Below are 22,654 nucleotides of genomic sequence, written 5' to 3'. Positions count from 1 at the left end.
GCGCCGGTTCACAGACCGAGGCGCTTCTCCAGGTAGTGGATATTCGTGCCGCCGGTCTTGAAGGCCTGGTGGGTCATGATCTCCTGGTGCAGCGGCACGTTGGTCTTGATGCCCTCGATCACGATCTCCGTCAGCGCGATCTGCATGCGGGCGATCGCGGATTCCCGGTTCTCGCCGTAGGCGATCAGCTTGCCGATCAATGAATCGTAGTAAGGGGGCACCCGATAGCCGCTGTAGAGATGGCTGTCCACGCGGATGCCGGGGCCGCCCGGCGAGTGCCACAGCTGGACCATGCCGGGCGAAGGCATGAAGGTCTTCGGGTCCTCGGCGTTGATGCGGCACTCGATGGCATGCCCGGTGACACGGATGTCCGATTGCGTGAAGCCGAGCTTCTCGCCGGCGGCGATGCGCAGCTGCTCCTTCACGATGTCGATGCCGGTGACCATCTCGGTGACCGGATGCTCCACCTGCAGACGGGTGTTCATCTCGATGAAGTAGAACTCGCCGTCCTGGTAGAGGAACTCGAAGGTGCCGGCGTTGCGGTAGCCGATCTCCTGGCAGGCCTGGACGCAACGCGCACCCATCCGCTCGCGCTCCTCGTCGCTGATGCCAGGCGCCGGGGCTTCCTCGATGACCTTCTGGTGGCGGCGCTGCATGGAGCAGTCGCGCTCGCCGAGGTGGACGGCGTTGCCGTGGGCGTCGGCCAGCACCTGGAACTCGATGTGCCGCGGCCGCTCCAGGAATTTCTCCATGTAGACCTGGTCGTTGCCGAAGGCCGCCTTGGCCTCGGCCCGGGTCACGTTGATGGCGCCGAGCAGGGAGGCCTCGCTGTGGACCACCCGCATGCCGCGTCCGCCGCCGCCGCCGGCCGCCTTGATGATCACCGGATAGCCGATCTCGCGGCCGAGGCGCAGGTTCTCGTCGCCGTCCTCGCCGAGGGGGCCGTCGGAACCGGGCACGCAGGGCACGCCCGCCTCCTTCATGGCACGGATGGCCGAGACCTTGTCACCCATCAGGCGGATGCTCTCCGCCTTCGGGCCGACGAAGATGAAACCGCTCTTCTCGACCCGCTCGGCAAAGTCGGCGTTCTCCGAGAGAAAGCCGTAACCCGGATGCACGGCCACGGAGTCGGTGACCTCCGCGGCGCTGATGATGGCCGGCATGTCCAGGTAGCTCTCGGCGGAGGAGGGCGGGCCGATGCAGACGGTCTCGTCCGCCAGCAGCACGTGTTTCAGGTTGGTGTCGGCCGTCGAATGCACGGCGACCGTCTTGATACCCATCTCGCGGCAGGCGCGCAATATCCTGAGCGCGATCTCGCCGCGGTTGGCGATGACGACTTTTTCGATCATGGTCCGCTCAGGAGCCGGCGCGCTGGTCGATCACGAACAGCATCTGGCCGTATTCCACCGGCTCGCCGTTCTGCACCCGGATCGACTTCACAACGCCGTCCACGTCGGCTTCGATCGGGTTCATCATCTTCATCGCCTCGACGATGCACAACGTATCGCCGGCCTTGATGCGGTCGCCGATCTGCACGAACGGGCTCGCTCCGGGGGCGGGCGCGGCGTAGAACGTGCCCACCATCGGCGAGGTGACCACGTGGCCCTCCTCCTCGGGTTCCCGGGCCGGCGCGGCAGGCTCGGCAGCGGGTGCGGCCGGCTCCGGCGCCGGATTGGCGGGCGCTGCCTGCTGCATCGGGAAGTGCGACATCTGCGGTGTAGCCACCACGGCATTGGCCGGGTAGCGGCTGATACGCACGGCCTCCTCGCCCTCGGTGATCTCGATCTCTGCGATGCCGGATTCCTCCAGCAGCTCGATGAGCTTCTTGACCTTTCTTATATCCATGCGCTTGCCTTCTCTTATGAGTCCGTCAGTCTGCGGTGCACTGCCAGCAGGGCGAGTTCGTAGCCGGTGACGCCCAGTCCGACGATCGTGCCGTCGGCCACGTCGGAGAAATAGCTGTGATGCCGGAAGCCCTCCCGGGCGTGCACATTCGAGAGATGGACTTCGATGAAAGGCAGGCCGGCGGCCAGCAGGGCGTCGCGCAGCGCGATACTGGAGTGGGTATAGGCGCCCGGGTTCACGATCAGCGCGCGGGTGCCGTCCTCGGCGCAGGCCTGCACGCGGGCCACGAGTTCGTGCTCGGCGTTGCTCTGGAAACAGATCAGCTCGTGGCCGAACTCGTCGGCCAGATTGCGCAGACGCTCCTCAACCGCGGTCAGGCTCTCGTCGCCGTAGACCGTGGGTTCTCTTTTGCCCAGCAGGTTCAGATTGGGCCCATTCAAGAGGAGCAGCCGCGGCATGATCAGTCCAGTAGACGGCCTTTTCACCGAAGTTAGCGGCGAGTTTAACGCCCATAGCCGGCAATTGCACAATAATCGCCGGCAGCGGGCGTCAGCGGGCGCCGCCGGGCGGCGGTAGGGGGGGCGAGTCGCCGCCGGGTCAGATATCGGCGAGGGCCTGCCGGGCGGCGTCGGCCGACAGTGTGCCGTCCAGGAAGTCCCGCAGTACCGAGGCCATGGTGTCGGCCTGGTCCTGGTTGAATTCGCCGACGTGGACGTTCAGGAGTTCTCCGTCCGGTGCGACGATGAGCGTGAAGGGCAGGCCGAGGAAATCGATGCCGAAGCTCTCCGCGGCGGCGATGGCATCCTCCTGGCCGATGAGCACGGGGTAGTTGAACGCCATCTCGGCGGCGTAGTCCGCCACCGGTTCGGCGTCGTCGATGGCGATGCCGATGACCTGGATGCCCGCCTCACCGTGCTGCGCCTGGATGTCTTTCAGCAGCGGGATCTCCCGCCGGCAGGGGGCGCACCAGGTTGCCCAGAAGTTGATCACCCGCAGTGTGCCGTCCCAGTCGGCGAGGGTGCGGGTCCGGCCGGCCAGGTCGGGCAGGCTGAAGTCCCCCGTCTCCGCCTGCGCGGCGCTGGCCCGCATCTCGGCGGCGCTCCGGTCGACGGGCGCGCTAGCGGGACTCTCGGGCGGCAGCAGCAATCGGGAAAGCCACATGCCGGCCGCGACCGACACCGCCAGGACGAGGATCATCAGGATACGGGGCATGTCATTCTGCCTGTGCGGTTACGGCGGCGGGCGCCGGGGCGACGGCCCGGGCCGCATGGGCGGCGAACTCGTCGGCGGGCATGAAGCCCACCACCTGGTAGGCGCGGCGCTCCTCGCCGTTCGGTCCGAAGAATATGATCGAGGGCGGCCCGAAGATGCGGAAGTGCTTCAGCAGCGCCTGGTCCTGCTCGTCGTTCGCGGTCACGTCCGCCTGCAGCAGGACGACGCCGTCGAGTTCCGCCTGCACCTGCGGGTCGCTGAAGGTGTACTTCTCCATCTCCTTGCAGGAGACGCACCAGTCGGCATAGAAATCGAGCATCACCGGCTGGTCCCGGGTCGACGCCTCGGCCACGGCCTGCTCCAGGTCGGCCACGGTCTTGATGCGGCGGAATTCGAGTTCCTCGTGGGCCGCGGCCGCGCCGCCGCCCACCGCCGCCACCCGTGTGCCGGCGAGGGGCTGCAGCGGGTCGTCGCCGCCCGATAGTGCGCCGAGCAGCAGGACGGCGCCGTAGAACATCGCCAGCACGCCGAAGCCCTTGCCGAGTTTCTGCGCTCCACCCGATTCCGGCGTCAGCGGCGTCAGCGCGCCCAGGAAGACGCCGGCCATGAAGATCAGCACCGCCCACAGGGCCAGGGTGACGGCGCCGGGCAGCACCCGGTCCAGCATCCAGATGGCCAGCCCCAGCATCACGAAGCCGAAGGCGTTCTTCACCGCCACCATCCAGGGGCCGGCCTTCACCATCAGCTTGCCGGCGGAAGCGCCCACCGCGAGCAGCGGCGCACCCATGCCGAGGCTCAGCGCGAACAGGGCCGCCGCACCGCGGAAGACGTCGCCGGTCTGGCCGATGACCGCGAGTGCCGCCACCAGTGGCGGCGCCACGCAGGCGGTGACGATCAGTGAGGACAGCGCGCCCATGACGAAGGCGCCCACCATGGTGCCGCTCTTCTGCTTGCCGCTGAGCGCGGCCACGCGGGTCTGTATGGACGAGGGCATCTGCAGGTCGAAGGCGCCGAACATGCCCGCTGCGAGCAGCACGAACAGGCCGGCGAACGTCACCAGTATCCAGGTCTGCTGGAAGATCGCCTGCACCTGTTGTCCGGCAGCGGCGAACAGCGCGCCGGCCACGGTGTAGGTGAGCGCCATGCCCATCACGTAGGAGAGCGATAGCGTGAAGCCGCGCGCCGGCGTCACGTCCTTGCCCTCGCCGGCGATGATGCCGGAGAGGATGGGGATCATCGGAAGCACGCAGGGCGTCAGCGCCAGCAGCAGGCCGGCGCCGAAGAAGGTGGCAAGCACCGCCGCGAGGTTGCCCTCGCCGATCAGCGCGGCCAGGCGGTCCTGCTCGGAGACGGGCGCGGCCGCCATCGCCATCGCGTCGTCCGGCGGCCGCGGCGCGTCGGCGGCAGTGGCCGGCGGCAGGGAGACGCTGACCTCCCGCTTGAGCGGCGGGTAGCAGATACCGTCCTCGGCGCAGCCCTGGAAGCCGAGCTCCAGCATGAGGCTCTGCCCCTGCCGGCTGGCCCGGTTCAGCGGCAACCGGGCGACGACCTCGTCGTAGTACACCTCGGTCTCGCCGAAATACTCATCGAACTTCTTCTTGCCCGCGGGCGTCTGCAGGGCGCCGAGCTGCACGCCGTCGCTGACGGCGGCGGCCGACAGTTTGTCGCGATACAGGTAATAACCCGGTTCGATCTGCCAGGCGAGCTCGACCGTGTAAGGGTCCAGGGCGCTCACCACCGGGCGGAACGCCACGTCCGGCGGCAGGAACTCGCCGCCGCCGGTCGTGGCCAGACCGCCGGAAGAGCGGCCGCTGCCGAATAGCGAGACGGCTGGCGAGGTGTCGGACGCGGCCTCCGCCAGCGTCACCTCGGTGGTCCAGCGCTGGGGCGGATAGCACAGGCCGATGTCGGCGCAGCCCTGGGAGCGGAGTTCGAGGGTCACGACGCCTGCGCCCTCGTTGACGTAGGGCACCTGCATGGTGAAGTCGCCGCGGTAGATCTCCTGGCGCCCGAAGTACTCGTCCTCGTGGATCTCGCCCGTGGGCAGCGCGGGTTCGCCCAGCAGGACGTCGTCGCTGTCGGTGCCGATGCCGAGCTTCTGGCGATACAGGTAATAGCCGGGCTCCACGGTCCAGCGGACGAGCAGCGACTCGCCGGTGTCCTCGACCTGGTAGCGGAATGCCTGCTCGGGGCGCAACAGGTCCTCCGGCGAGACGGCATGGGCCGGCGGCGCGAAGACGGTCGCGACGATACCGATCATCGTCGCCATCCGGACCATGGTCAGGAGGACCGCGGCGGGCGTGGTGGCCGCGCTGGCTGCACGGCGGAAGGAATATCTGTTCGGGCTCATGCTGTCTCTCATTACCGGCGTTGCCCCGGACGCCCCGGGGCCGGGTCGCTCCGCAGGCGGGCAGCCATACAGTGTGACCGCGCCGGACGCGGGATTATTCCTTCTCCGTCACAGAATCGTCCACAGCGGGCGAGACCGACGCGGCGACCCAGTCCAGGTAGGCCGCGGACCCCGCCGTCACCGGCGTCGCGATGACCTCCGGGACCTCATAGGGATGCAGTTCCACGACGCGCGCCTCCAGTCCCGGCCAGGCCGCCTCGGTGGTCTTCGCGATCAGCAGCAGCTCGGATTCGTCGCAGACCTCGCCTTGCCAGCTGAAGACCGAGCGCAGGGGGCCGACGATGTTCACGCAGGCCGCTCTCCTTTCCGCGACCAGCGTCCCGGCGATGCTGCGGGCGGTCTCTTCGTCCGGGCAGGTGCAGAGTGCGAGCAGCGTTTTTGACATAAGCATCTCCCTGGCCGGCGCCGAGAATAGCGGGCGGCGGACGCCCTGTCATGACTCAGTCGGCCGCTGCGGCTCTTGAAATTTGGCTGACCGGCACTATCATTAGCACTCACTGATGGCGAGTGCTAACAACATCGTCGTCCAGAATTCCATAATTCATCGCAAAAACAGCAGTTTACCAGAAGGAGACGCACCCATGCAGATTCGTCCGCTTCACGATCGCGTGATCATCAAGCGCATGGAGGAAGAGCGCACGACCCCCGGTGGGATCGTGATTCCCGATACGGCCGCCGAAAAGCCGATCAAGGGCGAAGTCATCGCCGTCGGCAAAGGCAAGATTCTCGAGAACGGCGAAGTCCGCGCTCTCGACCTGAAGGCAGGTGACCAGGTGCTGTTCGGCAAGTACAGCGGCACCGAGGTCAAGGTGGAAGGCGAGGACTACCTGGTGATGAAGGAAGACGACGTGATGGCGGTCATCGAAGGCTGAGCCCCGCGTCGATCATCGTTAGACACCAACTGAATTTACGAAAAGAGGAATAGAGACAATGTCTGCAAAAGAAGTCCGTTTCAGCGATGACGCCCGCCACAAGATGATGGCCGGCGTGAACGTGCTGGCGAACGCCGTCAAGGTGACCCTGGGTCCCAAGGGCCGCAATGTCGTGCTCGACAAGAGCTTCGGCGCGCCCACCGTCACGAAGGACGGCGTGTCCGTCGCCAAGGAGATCGAGCTCGAGAACAAGTTCGAGAACATGGGCGCCCAGATGGTGAAGGAAGTCGCCTCCCAGACCTCCGACGTGGCCGGTGACGGCACCACCACGGCGACCGTGCTGGCCCAGGCCATCCTGCGCGAGGGCCTGAAGGCCGTCGCCGCGGGCATGAATCCCATGGATCTCAAGCGCGGCATCGAGCAGGCTTCTGCCGCGGTGGTCGAAGAGCTGCACAAGCTGTCCAAGCCCTGCGAGGACGACAAGGCCATCGCCCAGGTGGGATCCATCTCCGCCAACTCCGACACCGAGATCGGCGAGATCATCGCCGAGGCGATGAAGAAGGTGGGCAAGGAAGGCGTGATCACGGTCGAGGAAGGCCAGGCGCTGACCAACGAGCTGGAGGTCGTGGAAGGCATGCAGTTCGACCGCGGCTACCTGTCGCCGTACTTCATCAACAATCAGCAGAGCCAGTCGGCCGAGCTGGATAACCCGTACATTCTCCTGTACGACAAGAAGATCTCGAACATCCGCGATCTTCTGCCGGTACTGGAGAGCGTCGCCAAGTCCAGCCGCCCGCTGCTGATCGTCTCCGAGGACGTCGAGGGCGAGGCCCTCGCCACGCTGGTGGTGAACAACATCCGCGGCATCGTGAAGGTGGCTGCGGTGAAGGCGCCCGGCTTCGGCGATCGCCGCAAGGCCATGCTGCAGGATATCGCCATCCTGACCGGCGGCCAGGTGATCTCCGAGGAGGTCGGCCTGTCCCTGGAGAAGGCCACGCTGGAGGATCTCGGCGAGGCCAAGAAGGTCCAGATCACGAAGGAGAACACCACGATCATCGACGGTGCAGGCCGCACCCAGGAGATCGAGGGCCGCGTCGAGCAGATCCGCGCCGAGATCGAGGAGTCTTCCTCGGACTACGACCGCGAGAAGCTGCAGGAGCGCGTCGCCAAGCTCTCCGGCGGTGTCGCCGTGATCAAGGTCGGTGCTGCCACCGAAGTGGAGATGAAGGAGAAGAAGGCCCGCGTCGAGGATGCGCTGCACGCCACCCGTGCCGCCGTCGAGGAAGGCGTGGTGCCCGGTGGTGGTGTTGCCTTCATCCGTGCCCGTGCCGGCATCAAGAAGCTGGAAGGCAAGAACCAGGATCAGACCACGGGTATCAACATCCTGCGTCGCGCGCTGGAGGAGCCGCTGCGCCAGATCGTCAGCAACGCCGGCGGCGACGCCTCGGTGGTGCTGAACGCCGTCGCCGAGGGCAAGGGTAACTACGGTTACAACGCCGCCACCGGCGAGTTCGGCGACATGGTCGAGCTGGGCATCCTGGATCCGACCAAGGTGAGCCGTTCGGCGCTGCAGAACGCGGCTTCCGTCTCCGGCCTGCTGCTGACCACCGAAGCGATGGTGGCGGACGCGCCGAAGGAAGACGACCACCCGCCGATGCCCGACATGGGCGGCATGGGCGGAATGGGCGGCATGATGTAACAAGTCGTCGCCCGGTTCCGACCGATAGCCTCATCGAGGCGAAAACCCCGTCCGGCGCCGCCGGGCGGGGTTTTCTTTTGCCCGGTCACCAGACGATCACCAGACGATAGGCCGGCCGTCCCAGGCGAAGAAACCGCCATTGTCGTCCTCGTCCAGTCCGTCGATGACCTCGAGTAGCTGCCGGGCGGCTCGCGGCGCGTCGAACAACTGCTTGTCGGGAACCCGCGACTGGAACGGCGCGGACAGGCCCGTATCCACGGTGCCCGGATGGAGCGCGACGACGAGGGTGCCGCGATGACGCCGGGGCAACTCGATGGACAGGTTCTTGGTGAACATGTTCTGCGCCGCCTTCGAGGCCCGGTAGGCATACCAGCCGCCGAGCCGGTTGTCGCCGATGCTGCCGACCCGCGCGGAGAGGCTGGCGAATACGGCACGCTCGTGCCGCGGCAGCAGGCCGGCAAAGTGCTTGGCCACCAGCAGCGGCCCCCACGCATTCACGGCGAAACTTTGCTGCAGCGCCTCCGGGGTCACCTCGGACAGCCTGCGTTCCGGCTGCACCGCGTCGCCGTCGTGCAGCAGGCCGGCGCAGTTGATGATCAGCGAGAGCCTTTCGACGCGCTCCGAGACGGCACGAGCCGCGGCTTCGATGCTGGCCTCGCGGGTGACATCCAGCGGCACGGTGACCAGCCGGTCGCCGATGTCCCGGCGGACCGCGGCCAGTGCCTCCGAGGCCTCCGGATGCCGGCTGGTCGCGACGACGTGAGCCACCGAGGGCGAGGCGGCCAGCGCCGCGCAGAAGGCCGCGCCGATGCCGTGGCTGGCGCCCTGTACCATTACGTCTATGGGAGCGTCGAAACTGCCGAGCTTTATGTCCGTCATGGGAGGCTCCGGGAACCGTAGTGTCTGTCTGATACTCCAACTGGGTATTCGGGCGGCCTCGCTGCGCGGATGCCCGGCGGCAGGCGCCGTCGCACGGGACCGACCGGCATTGAAAAGTGCAGCGGCTGCCCCAAGTTCCGCGGAGTGTGGAGAGCAATGGCGCGTGGCGCCCCGGTGACATGAAGGAAAGCATCCTAGAGCTCGTCAATCGTACCGAGACACAGGCGCCCGCCGCGCTGCGCGTCGACGTCATCGCCGACTTCGTCTGCCCGTGGTGCTACATCGGCAAGCATCGCCTGGACGAGGCGCTCGCCTCCGTGCTGGGTCCGGTCCAGGTTGCCTGGCACCCCTTCCAGCTCAACCCCGACATGCCCGACGACGGTATGCTTCTGGAGGACTACCTGCGCGACAAGTTCGGCGAGCCCGAGGCACTGCAGCCCGCCCTGGACCAGCTGACGCGCCTCGGGGCGGCCGAAGGCCTCGAGCTGGCCTTCGACCGCATCGTTCGCGTGCCCAACACCCGGGCGGCCCACCGCCTGATGAAGCTGGCCGAGATCGAGGGCCGCCAGAGCGAACTCGCCGATGGGCTCTTCCGGGCGTTCTTCGGCGAAGGCCGCGACATCGGCCGCCACGACGTGCTGGTCGCACTGGCCAGGGAAGCCGGCCTCACGCCCGAGACGGCCGCACAGTACTTGGACGATGAGCGCATCGACCGGATCGTGCTGGCGGAGGAGGCGCAGGCACGCAAGGCCGGTGTGACCGGTGTGCCGGACTACATGATCAACAAGCGCCTGTTCGTGATCGGCGCCCAGAGCGAGGCCACCTTGCTCGGCGCCTTCGACCGTGCCATGTTCGGAGAGGACAGCGATCTGACGGTGTCGGATACGCTGCACTGATCACCGGGCCGCACGCCGACGCCGCCGACGATTTCGGAAGGAGTTCTTTTTTTGGCTGAGGAAATGCAGGCGGTGCGCCTGGAGCGCTACCGCGACGAGGAAGGCCTGCGTCTCGCGGCCACGGAACGGCCCGTGCCCGGGCCCGGAGAAGTGCTGGTTCGGGTGCGTGCGGCCGGCGTCAACCCGGTGGACTGGAAGATCGCGGACGGTTTCGGGGAGTTCCTCGGTCTGACGCCGCCGCTCACGCTCGGTTGCGAGCTGGCGGGAGACGTGGCGGCCGTGGGCGAGGGAGTCGATGCCTTCGCCGTCGGCGAGCCCGTGTTCGGTTACGTCTCGCTCGAGCGCTGCGGCTGCTATGCGACGTACGTCATCGCCATGCCGACCGAGATTGCCCGCAAGCCGGACGCGCTCTCCTATGCGGAGGCGGCAGCAGCACCGGTGGCCGGCGAAACCGCCTGGCAGGCGCTCGTGGAGACGGCCGGGCTGGCGGCCGGCGAGCGGGTGCTGATCCACGCGGCGGCCGGCGGCGTCGGCTCCGTGGGCGTGCAGCTGGCCAGATCCCTCGGGGCGACGGTGATCGGTACCGCCTCGGGCCGCAACGAGGACTTCGTCCGCGGACTCGGCGCGGACGGTTTCGTCGACTACACCGCCGGCCCGTTCGAGGATGCGGTGGAGCCGGTCGACGTGGTGTTCGACACCGTCGGCGGCGACACGCTGCGACGCTCCTTCAACGTGCTGCGGCCGGGCGGACGCCTGGTGAGCATCGTCGAGGTGCCGGACCCGGACTGGGCCGACCAGGCCGGGGTCTCGGCCGAGATGATCGCCGTGCTGCCGGAGGGCGCCCAGCTCGCCGAGCTCGGCGCCATGATGAGCCGCGGCAAACTGCGGGTACACGTCGCGCGGCGCTACCCCCTGGCCGAGGCGCTCGACGCCCTGGCCGAGAGCCGTGCGGGCCACGTCCGGGGCAAGCTGGTCGTCGAGCCCTGAGTCCGCCGGCGCGGGCCGCACAGCCGGGGCAGTGCCGCTTTCTCAGCCTTCGCGCCGGCGCGCCAGCCAGTCGAGCAGGATGGCATTGAAGGATTCGGGCCGCTCCTGCTGGGTCCAGTGGCCGCAGTCGCCGATCATGTGCACCTCGAGGTCGTCCACGTAGTCGCGCATTGCCTCGATGTGGTGGGGGGCGATCAGCACGTCGTCCTCGGCGCCGACGAACAGCGCCGGTATGCGTATCCGCTGCTCGATGCCCGCGGTGAGCTCCCAGTTGCGCGTCCAGTTGCGATACCAGTTGATGGGGCCGCTGAAGCCGCCGCGCCGGAACGCCTCGACGAAGACCTGCAGCTCCTCTTCCGCCAGCAGGTCCTCGCCCCTCGGCGGCTCGTCCATGGCGGTCAGCATGCTGAACGGCCGGCGCTTGTTCTCGGGGATCTGCTCGAAGGCCTGCCGGGTGACCGGCAGCCGCCGCATCATGGCGCGGAAGTAGCGCTCGGGCTCGGCGGCGAAGCGCCGGTCGGCCTCGTCGGAGTCCTGGAAGTTCACGATGTAGAAATCGGGGCCCAGCACCCGGCGCATCATGATCATCGGGTCCACCGGCGGCCGCGGGTAGAAGGGAATGTTCACGGCGACGACGCCGCGCATGCGCTCCGGCGCCAGCAGCGCCATCTGCCAGACCATGAGCGCGCCCCAGTCGTGGCCCACGAACCAGGCGCGCTCGAGGCCGAGGGCGTCGAGCAGGCCGGTCATGTCGTCCACCAGGTGGCGGATGTCGTAGTCCGTGACGGCCTCGGGCTTGTCCGTCGCGCCGTAACCGCGCTGGTCGGGCGCGATCGCCCGGTACCCCGCGTCGGCGAGCGCGGGCAGCTGCAGACGCCAAGAGTAGGCGAGCTCGGGGAAGCCATGACAGAGAACGACGGCCTCGCTCTCGCCCTCGCGCTGGCCCCGCTCGTGGACCGCCATGCGGATGCCGTTGGTGTGGATGTATCGGGCGGGCGGGAAGTCGCTGCTCACACCGTGCTCCTTGGGCTCGGGATTGCGGATTAAACCGGAGGTGGGACAGGGTAGCCGAGCATCCCGGCCGCGGCGACCACCGCCGTCTGCGGGCTTGCCTTTTCCCCCGGCCGGCGCTAGCTTCCGCGTCTGAGGCGTCGATGGGGACAGTAGCCACCCGGCGCCGGTCTCGAGCGAGCGAGGGGCGGTGGGAGCCTCGCGGCCGGCGGGCGGTGAACATCACCCCGGAGCCGTCGACCGAAAGGGTGGCCGTGTCGCCCGAGTAGGCTCGACCGGGTGGCCGCCGATATACGGCCGCGGGTTGCCACGGACGGTTGCTGCTGTCGTGACGACCCCTCGAGGTCCGGTCCGGGAGGGCCGGGCGGAAACCGGGTGGTACCGCGGTGCATGAGCAATCACATCGCCCCGGGCGCTTGACGGCGCCCGGGGTTTTTTCGTTGGACGGGATGAAATGAAGCTGAGAGACGTTGCCAGCCGCTACGATGGTCCGGCCCTCGAGGAGGAGGTGCTCTCGTTCTGGCGCGAGCACCGCATCTTCGACAAGACGCTGGAGGCGAGCCGCGGCCGGCCGCAGTGGAGCTTCAACGAGGGTCCGCCGACGGCCAACGGCCGGCCCGGCATCCACCACGTGCTCGCGCGCACGTTCAAGGACGCCTTCCCCCGTTACCGCACCATGCGCGGCTACCACGTGCCCCGGAAAGCGGGCTGGGACACCCACGGCCTGCCTGTCGAGCACGAGGTGGAGAAAGAACTCGGCATCTTCGACAAGAAGGAGATCGAGCGCCAGGTGGGCATCGACGAGTTCACCCGCCGTTGCCGCGAGTCGGTCATGCGCTACATCGGCGACTGGGAGAAGATGACCGAGCGCATGGGCTTCTGGGTGAACCTGGAAGAGGCCTACTACACACTCGACAACAGCTACATCGAGTCGGTGTGGAATCTGCTGAAGCGCATCTGGGACCAGGGCCTGATCTACCGGGGCTACAAGGTCGTGCCCTACGACCCGCGCATCGGCGCCACGCTCTCCTCCCACGAACTCGCCCTCGGCTACAAGGAGGTGGAGGACCCTTCCATCTACGTGCGTTTCGCCGTGGCCGACGAGGAGGAGACCTACTTTCTGGTGTGGACCACCACGCCGTGGACACTGCCGTCGAACCTGGCGCTGGCCGTACACGAGGACGTGGACTACGTCTACGTGGGCCACGGCGAGGAGACGCTGATCCTGGCCGAGGCCCTGGTGCCGGCGGTGTTCGGCGACGAGCCGGTGGAGGTCATCCGCCGGGTGCAGGGCCGCGACCTGGTGGGTATGCACTACGAGCAGCTCTTCGAATACCTGTCGGTGGATGACGATGTGGACGCCTTCCGGGTGCTGCCGGCCGAGTTCGTCAGCACCGAGGACGGCACGGGCATCGTGCACGTCGCCCCGGCCTATGGCGTCGACGACCTGGAGCTCGGGCAGGCTCACGGCCTGCCGGTGCTGCACGGCGTCGGGCTGGACGGCTGCTTCCTGCCCGAGGTGGAACCGGTGGCCGGCGTGTTCTTCAAGCAGGCCGATCCGGTGCTGATCGACCTGCTGAAAGAGCGCGGCCGGATGTTCCGTGCGGGCAGCTACGTGCACAACTACCCCTTCGGCTGGCGCACCGGCGATCCGGTGATCTACTACGCCAAGGATGCCTGGTACATCCGCACGTCCGAGTTCCGGGACCGCATGGTGGCGCTGAACCGCACCATCAACTGGGTGCCGGAGAACATCCGCGAAGGCCGCTTCGGCAACTGGCTGGAGAACAACGTGGACTGGGCCCTGTCCAGGGAACGGTTCTGGGGCACGCCGCTGCCGGTCTGGACGGACGGCGAGGGCCGCTACCGCTGCATCGGCTCGCTGGCCGAGCTGGAGGAGCTCACCGGCCGCAGGCTCGAGGGGCTGGATCTGCACCGCCCGGCGGTGGACGACGTCACCTTCGAGGCCGAGGGCGCCACGTGGAGCCGTGTGCCCGAGGTGATCGACTGCTGGTTCGACTCCGGCGCCATGTCCTACGCCCAGTGGCACTACCCGTTCGAGAACGTGGAGGCGTTCCGGGCGCACTTCCCGGCAGACTTCATCTGCGAGGCCATCGACCAGACCCGGGGCTGGTTCTACACGCTGCACGCCATCGCCACCATGGTCTCGGACAGCGTCGCCTACCGGAACGTGATCTGCCTCAGCCACATCGTGGACGAGGACGGCAAGAAGATGTCGAAGTCGCTGGGCAACATCGTCGATCCGTACGACGTCTTCGACAGGGTGGGTGCCGACCCGCTGCGCTGGTACTTCCTGGCGCGCATCTCGCCGGACCAGCAGAAGCGGATCTCGGTGGACATCGTCGCCGACGTTGCGAGCTCCTTCGTCAACACGTTCTGGAACACCTACGGCTTCTTCGTGCTGTATGCGCGGCTCGACGAAGTGGATCTCTCCCGCGACGTGCCGCCGGAGTCACGGCCCGAGATCGACCGCTGGGCGCTCGCGCTGCTGGCCGACACCGAGCGGCGGGTGAGGGAGTCGCTGGACGCCTACGACGCCCGCGCGGCCGGCGTCGCCATCGAGGAGTTCATCGACCAGCTGAGCAACTGGTACGTGCGGCGCAACCGGCGGCGATTCTGGAAGTCCGCGGCGGGCGACGACAAGCAGTCCGCCTACCTGACGCTGTACGAATGCCTGGATACGGTGCACCGGCTGATGGCGCCGTTCACGCCGTTCCTGTCCGAGCACGTCTACCAGAATCTGGTGCGCAACGTGTATCCGGAGGCGCCGGAGAGCGTGCACATGACGGCCTGGCCCGAGCTGCCGGCGGAGTGGCGCGATCCGGACCTGCTGTTCGAGTTCGACGTGGTGCAGAAGGTGGTCGGCCTCGGCCGGGCCGCCCGCGCGCAGACGGGATTCCGCACCCGCCAGCCGCTGGGCAGGCTGCTGCTGCGGGTACCGGACGATGCGGCTGCGGAGGCGGCCGGAAGCCACCGGGAGCAGATACTCGAGGAACTCAACGTGAAGGAGCTCGAATTCATTGCCCGGGATGCCGAGCTGGTGGAGTACCGCATCAAGCCCAATCTGCCGAGGATCGGCAAGCGCTACGGCAGGCTGGTGCCCGCCATCCGCGAGGCTCTCGCCGCGGCGGACGGCGCGGCCATCGCGGCCGCGGCCGCCGCCGGCCGGGACTTCACCGTAGAGGCCGGCGGCGAGACCCTGGAATTCGGACCGGAGGACGTGCTGGTGGAGACCAGCTCCGCCGAGGGCTTCGCCTGTGCGGAGGAGGGCGGCTACCTGGTGGCGCTTGATACCCGGCTGGACGATGCGCTCGTGCGCGAGGGACTCGCCCGGGAGCTCGTGCGCACCGTGCAGGATGCGCGCAAGCAGGCCGGTCTCGAGGTTTCGGACCGCATCGCGCTCTCGATCAGCGGCACGCCGGGCGTGGAGGAGGCACTGGCCGAATACCGGGACTACGTCATGCACGAGACACTCGCGGTCGAGTGGGCCCCGGCGGAAATGAAGAAAGCCTGGGTGACCGAGAAGCGGCTGGACGACGAGGAGTGGCGTATCGCGCTGCGGGTGAGCGACGGCGAAGGGACTTCATAAAACCGTCAATCCGAAGGGGAGTTGTAAGCCGTTCCGCTATTTTGCTATAAGAAAAGGTCCCAAGTGACTGGTTGGCGTGGGACACCGCCACGAGCCGGCAAAAGAGCGAGAACGAGCCGCGCGGGTTCCGCCCAGTCAACTCTCCGAGGGCCGTCGCAGACCGGCGGAGCTTAGAAAAACAATACCGGGAGAGCCCATGTCGCCCCTGACCAAGCACTTTCACGAAGCGGTGCTCGCGCTGGCAGGTCATGCGCCGATCAAGCAGCGACTCGTTTGCGCCTACAGCGACCACCTGAGCGGCGTGCACGACGAGGATCTGCCGCGGCGTCTGCTGCGGCGCTTCTCCGACCTGCGTAGGCGCCTGCACAGCGTGACGCCGCTGAACGGGGAAGGGCCGGTGCGCGCCTCGGTCCGCAAGATGAGCGGCCCGGAGGCCGCCGACTGCGCAAAGATCATCGTCGCGCTGTACGGCGAACTCGCGCAGCAGGAGGCTGCCGGCAGCACCGGTGCGCTGCACCTGGTGCCGGCCCCCGAGCTGGAAGAGGTCCCGGATTTCCTCCTGAAGTCCTGACCCGCCCGCACTGCGACTAGCCGCCGTAGGAGGGCCTTCAGGCCCGATTTCTCCCTGCCCGACCCCGCTTTCTCCCGGCGTTAGCCCCTCATCGGGTGGACCCGCTGAAGGGCCCGTAGCCGAGAGGGCTGGCGCCAGTGAGCAGGCGCTCCTGACTGAGGCTTCCTGAACGCTACCGCGAGCACGGCCGTCATGCGGGGGTGTCCATCGCCGCGACCTTTTGTCGGGAGCAAGATGGATACCCCCGCAGGGCCGCCACAATAGAAGGTGAGCCGGTTGGAAGAGTCGGGTCGGGCCTGAAGGCCCTCCTACGCGATCTGGAGGGCGGCGCGGAGTTCGCGGGAGGCGTAGCGCGTGAGGTGGGCGCTTACCGCCGCCGGCGGGCGGCGTGCGCTGCGCGGACCCCGGCGTAACAGCAGGGCGCGGAACGCCGGGCTGGTCGCCAGGTGGAAGCGGAGCTCGTCGCCGTAGCGCGCGAGGAAGCGCTCCGGGTCGTCGCCGCCCGTTGCGGTCAGCCGGGCCAGCGTCTGCTGTACCGACGCCTCGTCCAGGTCCGGGAAATAGCGGCCGAACTCACGCCAGTGGTTGAGATCCGCGCTGCCGGCCGGCTCCGGCCGGATCGTCGAGAGGCCGCGGCGGGGCAGGGCGGCCTCGAGCAGCGCCACCGCGTCCAGGAGGCCGGCCCCGTGGCGCCGGGTATCCCAGCCGTCCGGGCGGCGGACGCCGGCGCCAGTCAGGATGTGGCGGAAGACCGCCGGCAATGCCGCGCCGGGGTAGCGGCGGCGCAGCCGGTCGCGGCCGTGACGGGACAGCCACAGGGCCGCCGCGCCCGCCACCGTGGCCACGGCGTACGAGGTGCCGTTGCCGCGGGCATCGCTGTAGCGCCCGCCCGGCTCGACCAGCGCGCGCCAGACGTCCTGACCGGGCGCGGCGAGGTCGACATCGCCGCCGGCGGCGCTGTAGCGCCAGACGGCGTCCCGGCAGTTGCCGGCCGCGACGGCGATCACCCGCGACGAGCGCGCCGGATGCACGCCCCAGGGCCAGACGTTGCCGGCCGCGGCGAGGCTGATGATGCCGCGGGCCGCCGCCGCGTCGAGCACCCGCTCGAGGCTGCGGCTGGCGAAGGGCCCGCCGAGACTCATCGAGATGATGTCCGCGTCGATGCCGATGGCGTGATCGATGGCGAGGGCGAGCCGCCGGAACGAGAAATGCACCACCCCCGAAGATACCCGGAGGGGCACCAGCGTCGCCGCGGGCGCGCTGCCGCTCACCGCGATGCCGTCCGCTCCTCCTCGCCGCCCTCGTCGCCAATCGAGCTCATGATGACGCTGGCGGTCGCCGTGCCGTGGCCCGGGTTACGGCCGCGCAGGGGATCCCGGGGATCGCGGCGATCGGCCTCGAAGTCGTAACCGAGCCCGACGGCCAGCCTCGCCGGGTGGCGGATCTCCGGATGCAGGGTGTAGCCGGTGTCCGGGTGGGCGATGCGTATGCCGCCGCCGGGCGGGCCGTCGATCAGGGCGAAGGCCTCGAAGAGACGGGCATTGGCCAGGCTCCATTCGCTGTCGGCGGAGCAGGGCAGCGGGCGCGCACCGCCACCGCTGCGGGGGCCGCGGCGCCCGGCCCGGGCCGGGTCCGGATCGTGGCCCGGCTGGATCACCGCCGCCTCCGCCCAGACCACGTCGGGGTGCGCGTCGAGGCGGCGCGCGAACTCCCAGACCTGGCGCACCAGCGGCTGCAGCGCAGGGCGCCGGCGCAGTGCCTGGTACACGCCGCCCGAACGGGGCAGGCGTTCGACGGCCCATTCCCCCGGCAGCGTAGCAGCGACCGCGCGGCGAGCGGCGCGGGTTGCCACGGCCGGACTCAGGCCGGGGTCAACGGCCAGCATCAGCCCCTCGCTGCGCGGCGTCAGTTCGCCGTCCGTGGTGGCCGGCAACCGGACCGCCTCGTATTTCATCGCCGTTGCCCCTCCCCCAAGAGTGCCGATATGTCGTGCAATAATGCCCCTTTTCTGTACGGAGCTCAGCGATGAAATTCAGTACCGAATCCCTGCGCTCGTTCGGCGCTGCCGTCCGGATTGGCCAGGCAGGGCGCACGCGCCCCGGGCGCTGCAACCGCCCGACCGCTACGATCGCCATCCCGGCCCTGCTGCTTTCGGCCCTCGCTCTGGCCGGCTGCGGCAGCGACGCGCCGCCGGAGGAGACGGTGACCGCGGAGACCGGCATGCGCGAACAGCCGGCGGCGGCACCGCGGCCGGATGCCGAGGCCGTCGCCGAGCGGGTGGCCGACTATGCGCCGTTCACGCTCACCGCCGACCTCGGCACTCCAGGCGATCTCAGCGACGACCAGCGCAGGATGATCGGGCTGCTGATCGACGCCTCGAAGATCATGGACGACCTGTTCTGGCGTCAGGCCTGGGGTGACGGCCACGAGGAATGGCTCGCCGACCTGCCGGCCGGCCCGGTGCGCCAGTTCGCGCGGATCAACTACGGCCCCTGGGATCGTCTGGGCGACGACCGGCCGTTCGTGACCGGCGTGCGGCCGAAGCCCGCCGGCGCCAACTTCTATCCGCCGGACATGACGGTGGAGGAGTTCGAAGCCTGGGACCAGCCGGGCAAGGACGGCCTCTATTCGCTGGTGCGCCGGGACGCGGCGGGTGATCTCGGGCTGATCCCCTACCACGAGGCGTATGCCGGCCCGCTGGAGCGCGCCGCCGAACTGCTGCGCGAGGCCGCGGCGCTGGCGGATGACGAAGGCCTGGCGCGCTACCTGGGGCTGCGGGCCGATGCCCTGGTCACCGACGACTACCAGCCGAGCGACATGGCCTGGCTCGACATGAAGACCAACCGGATCGACGTCGTAATCGGGGCCATCGAGACCTACGAGGACCAGCTGTTCGGCTATCGGGCGGCCTACGAGTCCTTCGTGCTGCTGAAGGACATGGCCTGGTCCGACCGGCTGTCGCGCTTCACGGCCTTTCTGCCGGAGCTGCAGCGCGGCCTGCCCGTGCCGGAGCGCTACAAGGCGGAGGAGCCGGGCAGCGACTCGGACCTGAACGCCTACGACGCCCTCTACTACGCCGGCGACGCGAACGCGGGCGCGAAGACCATCGCCATCAATCTGCCGAACGACGAGGAGGTGCAGCTCGCCAAGGGCACCAGGCGGCTGCAGCTGAAGAACGCGATGCGCGCGAAGTTCGAGAAGATCATGCAGCCCATCGCCGAGGTGCTGATCGTCGAGGAGCAGCGGGGCCACGTCACCTTCGATGCCTTCTTCGCCAACACCATGTTCCACGAAGTCGCCCACGGCCTCGGCATCAAGAACACGGTGGACGGCTCCGGCACCGTGCGTGCCGCGCTGAAGGACGTGGCCTCCAGCATCGAGGAGGGCAAGGCCGACGTGCTGGGTCTGTACATGATCACGGAGCTGCATGAACGCGGCGAACTCGGCGACGTCGATCTCATGGACTACTACACCACGTTCCTCGCCGGTATCTTCCGTTCGGTGCGCTTCGGCGCCTCCAGCGCCCACGGCAAGGCGAATATGGTGCGGTTCAATTTCTTCGCCGACGAGGGTGCGTTCACGACGGACGAGACCACCGGCCGCTACCGCGTGGACTTCGAAGCCATGCAGGCGGCGATCACTAAGCTCTCGGCGAAGATCCTGACGCTGCAGGGCGACGGCGATTACGAGGGCGCGAAGACATTCACCGATACCCTCGGCGTGGTCCGGCCCGAGCTGGCCGATGCGCTGGCCCGGGTGAATGCGGCGGACATACCGGTGGACGTGCGCTTCGAGCAGGGTCGCGAGGTGCTCGGCCTCTGACGGTTCGCCGGCCCGCCGGTGCGCCGCACTGGGTGCCCCATCGGGGCGCACCGGCCATCGGTCCTGCGCCAGTGTGGTGCAGGATCGGTCCGCGCTGCCCCGGAAAGCGGTGCGAAAACCGCGGCACGGATATTGCAGCGCGAGGATGTGGCGCTATCAGCCAAGACATTTCGCCTGAGACATTCGCCTGACACATTCGCCTGCCATAGTCGGACGGACCTGGACGGATTTGCGAAGCTGATGCGCGAGGACGGCGCGGCCGGCCATCAACCGACAAGGAGCGTGCGACATGCCTGTCATCAACCGGGGACTGCAGTTCTGGAAGTCCGCCGAGGAGCTCTTCCTCGACTATCTCAACGAGCGCTGCGGCAGCAGGGCAAACCTGACCTATATCCCGGCGGCCGACGATGGGCCTCCGGTGCTGGTGGCGAGTTATCTGGAGTTCCCGGTGGCGGACCACCTGACGGCCTTCACGGTCGGCATGTCCAGCGTGGAGCCTGCGGCGGGGGACGAGCGTCCCGAGCTGATGATCTCTGTGAAGAGTCCCAACGCCGCCTGGGCCCGTGCCATCGGCGTGATCGCGGAGCGCTACCGGGGCCGCGGCGCCTTCAAGGTCGGCGACACGGTCTCGGTCAGCGACGAGATCAGCCGCTCGAGCCCGATGCGCGCCTTCCTCGTCCACAATCCTTCCCTGTTCGGCCTGGCGGGTGAGCGGCTCGAGATCGGGGAGCGCAGGGTACGCGTGCTGCAGCTCTATCCCGTACACGACTCGGAGGTGGCGCTGATTCGCAAGTACGGCTACCAGGCCTTCATCGACAGCCGGCCCGACCTCGCCGACGTGCGTCGGCCCGCCCAGAGCGCCGACAGCGTGGAGGCGCATGCGCTGAAGGCGGGCTGATTCTCAGACGGTCTGCGCGGCGCGCGCGCCGAGTGCGCGGATGGCCAGTGCGCAGAGCACCGAGAGCAGGCCGAGCACCAGCAGAAACACCGCCAGCGTGACCGGCGAATCGTTATCCAGCATCGAGACGAACTGGACCAGCAGTGCGCCCACCGTCTGCTGGGTGAAGCCGAGCAGACTCGAGGCCGTGCCGGCCCGCCGTGGCGCCTGGCGCACGGCGCCGGTCTGGGCGTTGGGCGCGGCGAGGCCGCTCGAGTAGGTCACCACCGTCATCGGCAGGAACAGCGCCATCGGCGCCCACCAGCCGGCGCCGGTCAGGCTCACCATGGCCAGCGTGCCCACGGCGGCGACGAGACTGCCGCGCAGGATCATGCCGTCGACGCCGAGTCGGTGCGAATAGCGCGTCGAGGTGAGGTTTCCCAGCGTATAGCCGCCGGCCAGCAGCAGGAACCAGAAGCCGTACTCCCGGGCCGGCCGACCCATGACTGACTCCATCAGGTAGGGCGCGGTGGAGATGAAGACGTAGAACATTCCCACCGACAGCACCGCCTGGGCGGTGTAGGCGTGGAACAGCGGCTTGCCCATCAGACGTTTCACCCCCGCCCCGAGCGACTCCCGCTCTCCGCCGTCGTCGTCCGGCAGCGTCTCCGGCAACCAGCGCAGCACCGCGGCAGTCACCAGCAGCCCCAGCACGCTCACCACCAGGAACAGGCTGCGCCAGCCGTACCAGTCGGTGAGGTAGCCGCCCGCCAGGGGCGCCAGCGTCGGCGCCACCACCATGACCATCACCAGGGTGGCGAGCCGGCCGGCCATCTCGTCGGTGCCGTAGCGATCACTCAGGATGGCGCGGGCGATCACCAGGCCGGCGGCGCCGCCCACGGCCTGCACCATCCGCGCGCCGATCAGCCAGTAGATATCGGGAGCCAGGTAGCAGGCGACGCTGCCGGCGAAACAGAGCATGAGGCCTGCGATCAGCGCCGGCCTCCGTCCCCAGCGGTCAGCCAGCGGTCCGTAGAGGAGCTGGGCGGGGCCGATGGCGAAGACGAAGGCGCTGAACGTGAGCTGGGTCAGCGCCAGCGAGGTGCCGAAAGCCGACTGCACCGCGGGCAGCGCCGGCAGATAGATCTGCATGGCGAGCGGCCCCATGGCGGTCGCCGCCGCCAGCAGCACGATCAGCTTGCGGGGACCGATTTCGCTCAATGTCGCGTCGCTGCCGGGCCGCCGCCTGCCGGCGGCCGGGTCGGGATCAGCTGCCGTGGTCGATCATACGCAGGAATTCGGCGCGGGTGCGGGCGTCCTCGCGGATGGTGCCGAGCATCTGACTCGTAACCATCGACACGCCGGTCTTGTGGATGCCGCGGGTGGTCATGCACTGGTGTTCGGCCTCGATGACCACGCCGACGCCCTTCGGCTTCAGCACGTCCTGGATGGTATTGGCGATCTGGGCGGTCATCTTCTCCTGCACCTGGAAGCGGCGGGCGAAGGCCTCCACCACCCGGGCCAGCTTGCTGATGCCCACCACCTTGTTGGTGGGCAGATAGCCGACGTGCGCGCGGCCGATGATCGGCGCCATGTGATGCTCGCAGTGGGACTCGAAGGTGATGTCGCGCAACACGATCATCTCGTCGTAACCCTCCACCTCCTGGAACGTGCGCTTCAGGAAGCGAACCGGGTCCTCCCGGTAACCCGAGAACCAGTCCTCGTAGGCGCGGGCCACGCGCGCGGGTGTATCGAGCAGGCCTTCTCGGTCCGGATCCTCGCCCGCCCACAACAGCAGCGTACGGATGGCCTCCTCGGCCTGACGGCGGCCGGGCCTGCGCCGCGCCTTCTTCTTTGCGCCGGTCTTCTTGTTCGCCAATGTCCGAATCTCCCTGGTCGGTGCTCGCGACATACTACCGGAACGGGCCCGATAGCGGCATCCGGCGCTGCATCCGCGGTCCTC

20 protein-coding genes are annotated in these 22,654 nt (G+C 68.4%); 8 read left to right on the top strand and 12 right to left on the bottom strand.

What is annotated here, in order from left to right; all coding sequences use genetic code 11:
* Positions 1 to 8: 8 nt before the first annotated feature.
* From accC to cutA, 6 genes are all read right to left on the bottom strand, one after another.
* A complete protein-coding gene (gene accC, locus ACJMKZ_RS05875; RefSeq protein WP_405232258.1) occupies positions 9 to 1,349 on the bottom strand; it encodes an acetyl-CoA carboxylase biotin carboxylase subunit in 1,341 nt (446 codons plus the stop codon).
* A gap of 7 nt (positions 1,350 to 1,356) precedes the next feature.
* Positions 1,357 to 1,845, bottom strand: coding sequence for an acetyl-CoA carboxylase biotin carboxyl carrier protein (accB, locus tag ACJMKZ_RS05870; RefSeq protein ID WP_405232257.1), 489 nt, complete (start codon positions 1,843 to 1,845; stop codon positions 1,357 to 1,359).
* Between the two features lie 14 nt (positions 1,846 to 1,859).
* Positions 1,860 to 2,303, bottom strand: a complete 444-nt coding sequence (gene aroQ, locus ACJMKZ_RS05865; protein WP_405232256.1) for a type II 3-dehydroquinate dehydratase — start codon at positions 2,301 to 2,303, stop codon at positions 1,860 to 1,862.
* 139 nt (positions 2,304 to 2,442) lie between these two features.
* On the bottom strand, positions 2,443 to 3,057 hold the full coding sequence (locus ACJMKZ_RS05860) for a TlpA family protein disulfide reductase (RefSeq protein WP_405232255.1): 615 nt from the start codon (positions 3,055 to 3,057) through the stop codon (positions 2,443 to 2,445).
* Between the two features lies 1 nt (position 3,058).
* A complete protein-coding gene (gene dsbD / locus ACJMKZ_RS05855; protein ID WP_405232254.1) occupies positions 3,059 to 5,407 on the bottom strand; it encodes a protein-disulfide reductase DsbD in 2,349 nt (782 codons plus the stop codon).
* A 94-nt stretch (positions 5,408 to 5,501) separates the two neighbouring features.
* A complete protein-coding gene (cutA, locus tag ACJMKZ_RS05850) occupies positions 5,502 to 5,852 on the bottom strand; it encodes a divalent-cation tolerance protein CutA (RefSeq protein WP_405232253.1) in 351 nt (116 codons plus the stop codon).
* A 196-nt stretch (positions 5,853 to 6,048) separates the two neighbouring features.
* Here cutA and groES point away from each other — a divergent pair, with 196 nt between their 5' ends.
* Positions 6,049 to 6,339 (top strand): co-chaperone GroES, encoded by a 291-nt coding sequence (gene groES, locus ACJMKZ_RS05845; RefSeq protein WP_405232252.1) that lies wholly within the window; start codon positions 6,049 to 6,051, stop codon positions 6,337 to 6,339.
* A gap of 58 nt (positions 6,340 to 6,397) precedes the next feature.
* Entirely contained in the window at positions 6,398 to 8,038 is a 1,641-nt protein-coding gene (gene groL, locus ACJMKZ_RS05840) for a chaperonin GroEL (RefSeq protein ID WP_405232251.1), read from the top strand.
* Positions 8,039 to 8,134: 96 nt separating this feature from the next.
* Here the strand turns inward: groL and ACJMKZ_RS05835 are convergent, their stop codons facing one another.
* Positions 8,135 to 8,917 (bottom strand): SDR family NAD(P)-dependent oxidoreductase, encoded by a 783-nt coding sequence (locus tag ACJMKZ_RS05835; RefSeq protein ID WP_405232250.1) that lies wholly within the window; start codon positions 8,915 to 8,917, stop codon positions 8,135 to 8,137.
* A 179-nt stretch (positions 8,918 to 9,096) separates the two neighbouring features.
* Between ACJMKZ_RS05835 and ACJMKZ_RS05830 the strand changes: the two genes are divergently transcribed.
* Positions 9,097 to 9,813 (top strand): DsbA family oxidoreductase, encoded by a 717-nt coding sequence (locus ACJMKZ_RS05830; protein WP_405232249.1) that lies wholly within the window; start codon positions 9,097 to 9,099, stop codon positions 9,811 to 9,813.
* A gap of 51 nt (positions 9,814 to 9,864) precedes the next feature.
* A complete protein-coding gene (locus tag ACJMKZ_RS05825) occupies positions 9,865 to 10,800 on the top strand; it encodes an NADP-dependent oxidoreductase (protein ID WP_405232248.1) in 936 nt (311 codons plus the stop codon).
* A 42-nt stretch (positions 10,801 to 10,842) separates the two neighbouring features.
* Here ACJMKZ_RS05825 and ACJMKZ_RS05820 read toward each other — a convergent pair whose 3' ends face one another.
* Positions 10,843 to 11,814, bottom strand: coding sequence for an alpha/beta fold hydrolase (locus ACJMKZ_RS05820; RefSeq protein ID WP_405232247.1), 972 nt, complete (start codon positions 11,812 to 11,814; stop codon positions 10,843 to 10,845).
* Positions 11,815 to 12,265: 451 nt separating this feature from the next.
* Between ACJMKZ_RS05820 and ileS the strand changes: the two genes are divergently transcribed.
* Entirely contained in the window at positions 12,266 to 15,421 is a 3,156-nt protein-coding gene (gene ileS, locus ACJMKZ_RS05815; protein WP_405232246.1) for an isoleucine--tRNA ligase, read from the top strand.
* Between the two features lie 196 nt (positions 15,422 to 15,617).
* Positions 15,618 to 15,992 carry a hypothetical protein gene (locus ACJMKZ_RS05810; RefSeq protein WP_405232245.1) on the top strand — a complete coding sequence of 125 codons (375 nt, stop codon included), beginning with the start codon at positions 15,618 to 15,620 and terminating at the stop codon, positions 15,990 to 15,992.
* 308 nt (positions 15,993 to 16,300) lie between these two features.
* On the opposite strand, the gene ACJMKZ_RS05805 is transcribed toward ACJMKZ_RS05810, so the two are convergent.
* Both ACJMKZ_RS05805 and ACJMKZ_RS05800 read right to left on the bottom strand, forming a co-directional pair.
* Positions 16,301 to 17,263, bottom strand: a complete 963-nt coding sequence (locus ACJMKZ_RS05805; RefSeq protein ID WP_405232244.1) for a S8 family peptidase — start codon at positions 17,261 to 17,263, stop codon at positions 16,301 to 16,303.
* Complete coding sequence (locus ACJMKZ_RS05800) at positions 17,260 to 17,946, bottom strand: S8/S53 family peptidase (RefSeq protein ID WP_405232243.1); 687 nt, start codon at positions 17,944 to 17,946, stop codon at positions 17,260 to 17,262. The genes ACJMKZ_RS05805 and ACJMKZ_RS05800 overlap by 4 nt, the downstream gene beginning before the upstream one ends.
* Before the next feature lie 71 nt (positions 17,947 to 18,017).
* Here ACJMKZ_RS05800 and ACJMKZ_RS05795 point away from each other — a divergent pair, with 71 nt between their 5' ends.
* Positions 18,018 to 19,814 (top strand): dipeptidyl-peptidase 3 family protein, encoded by a 1,797-nt coding sequence (locus ACJMKZ_RS05795; protein ID WP_405232242.1) that lies wholly within the window; start codon positions 18,018 to 18,020, stop codon positions 19,812 to 19,814.
* A gap of 289 nt (positions 19,815 to 20,103) precedes the next feature.
* Positions 20,104 to 20,712, top strand: coding sequence for a suppressor of fused domain protein (locus tag ACJMKZ_RS05790; RefSeq protein WP_405232241.1), 609 nt, complete (start codon positions 20,104 to 20,106; stop codon positions 20,710 to 20,712).
* Between the two features lie 3 nt (positions 20,713 to 20,715).
* On the opposite strand, the gene ACJMKZ_RS05785 is transcribed toward ACJMKZ_RS05790, so the two are convergent.
* Complete coding sequence (locus tag ACJMKZ_RS05785) at positions 20,716 to 21,912, bottom strand: multidrug effflux MFS transporter (RefSeq protein ID WP_405232240.1); 1,197 nt, start codon at positions 21,910 to 21,912, stop codon at positions 20,716 to 20,718.
* 46 nt (positions 21,913 to 21,958) lie between these two features.
* Positions 21,959 to 22,570, bottom strand: coding sequence for a GTP cyclohydrolase I FolE (gene folE / locus ACJMKZ_RS05780; RefSeq protein WP_405232239.1), 612 nt, complete (start codon positions 22,568 to 22,570; stop codon positions 21,959 to 21,961).
* Positions 22,571 to 22,654 lie beyond the last annotated feature (84 nt).

It is taken from the genome of Lentisalinibacter salinarum (genome assembly GCF_040706555.1).
GTDB classification, from domain to species: Bacteria; Pseudomonadota; Gammaproteobacteria; order Steroidobacterales; family Woeseiaceae; genus Lentisalinibacter; species Lentisalinibacter salinarum.
Note: the sequence above shows the minus strand (reverse complement) of the source record. Positions and strands in the feature narration are given on the sequence as shown.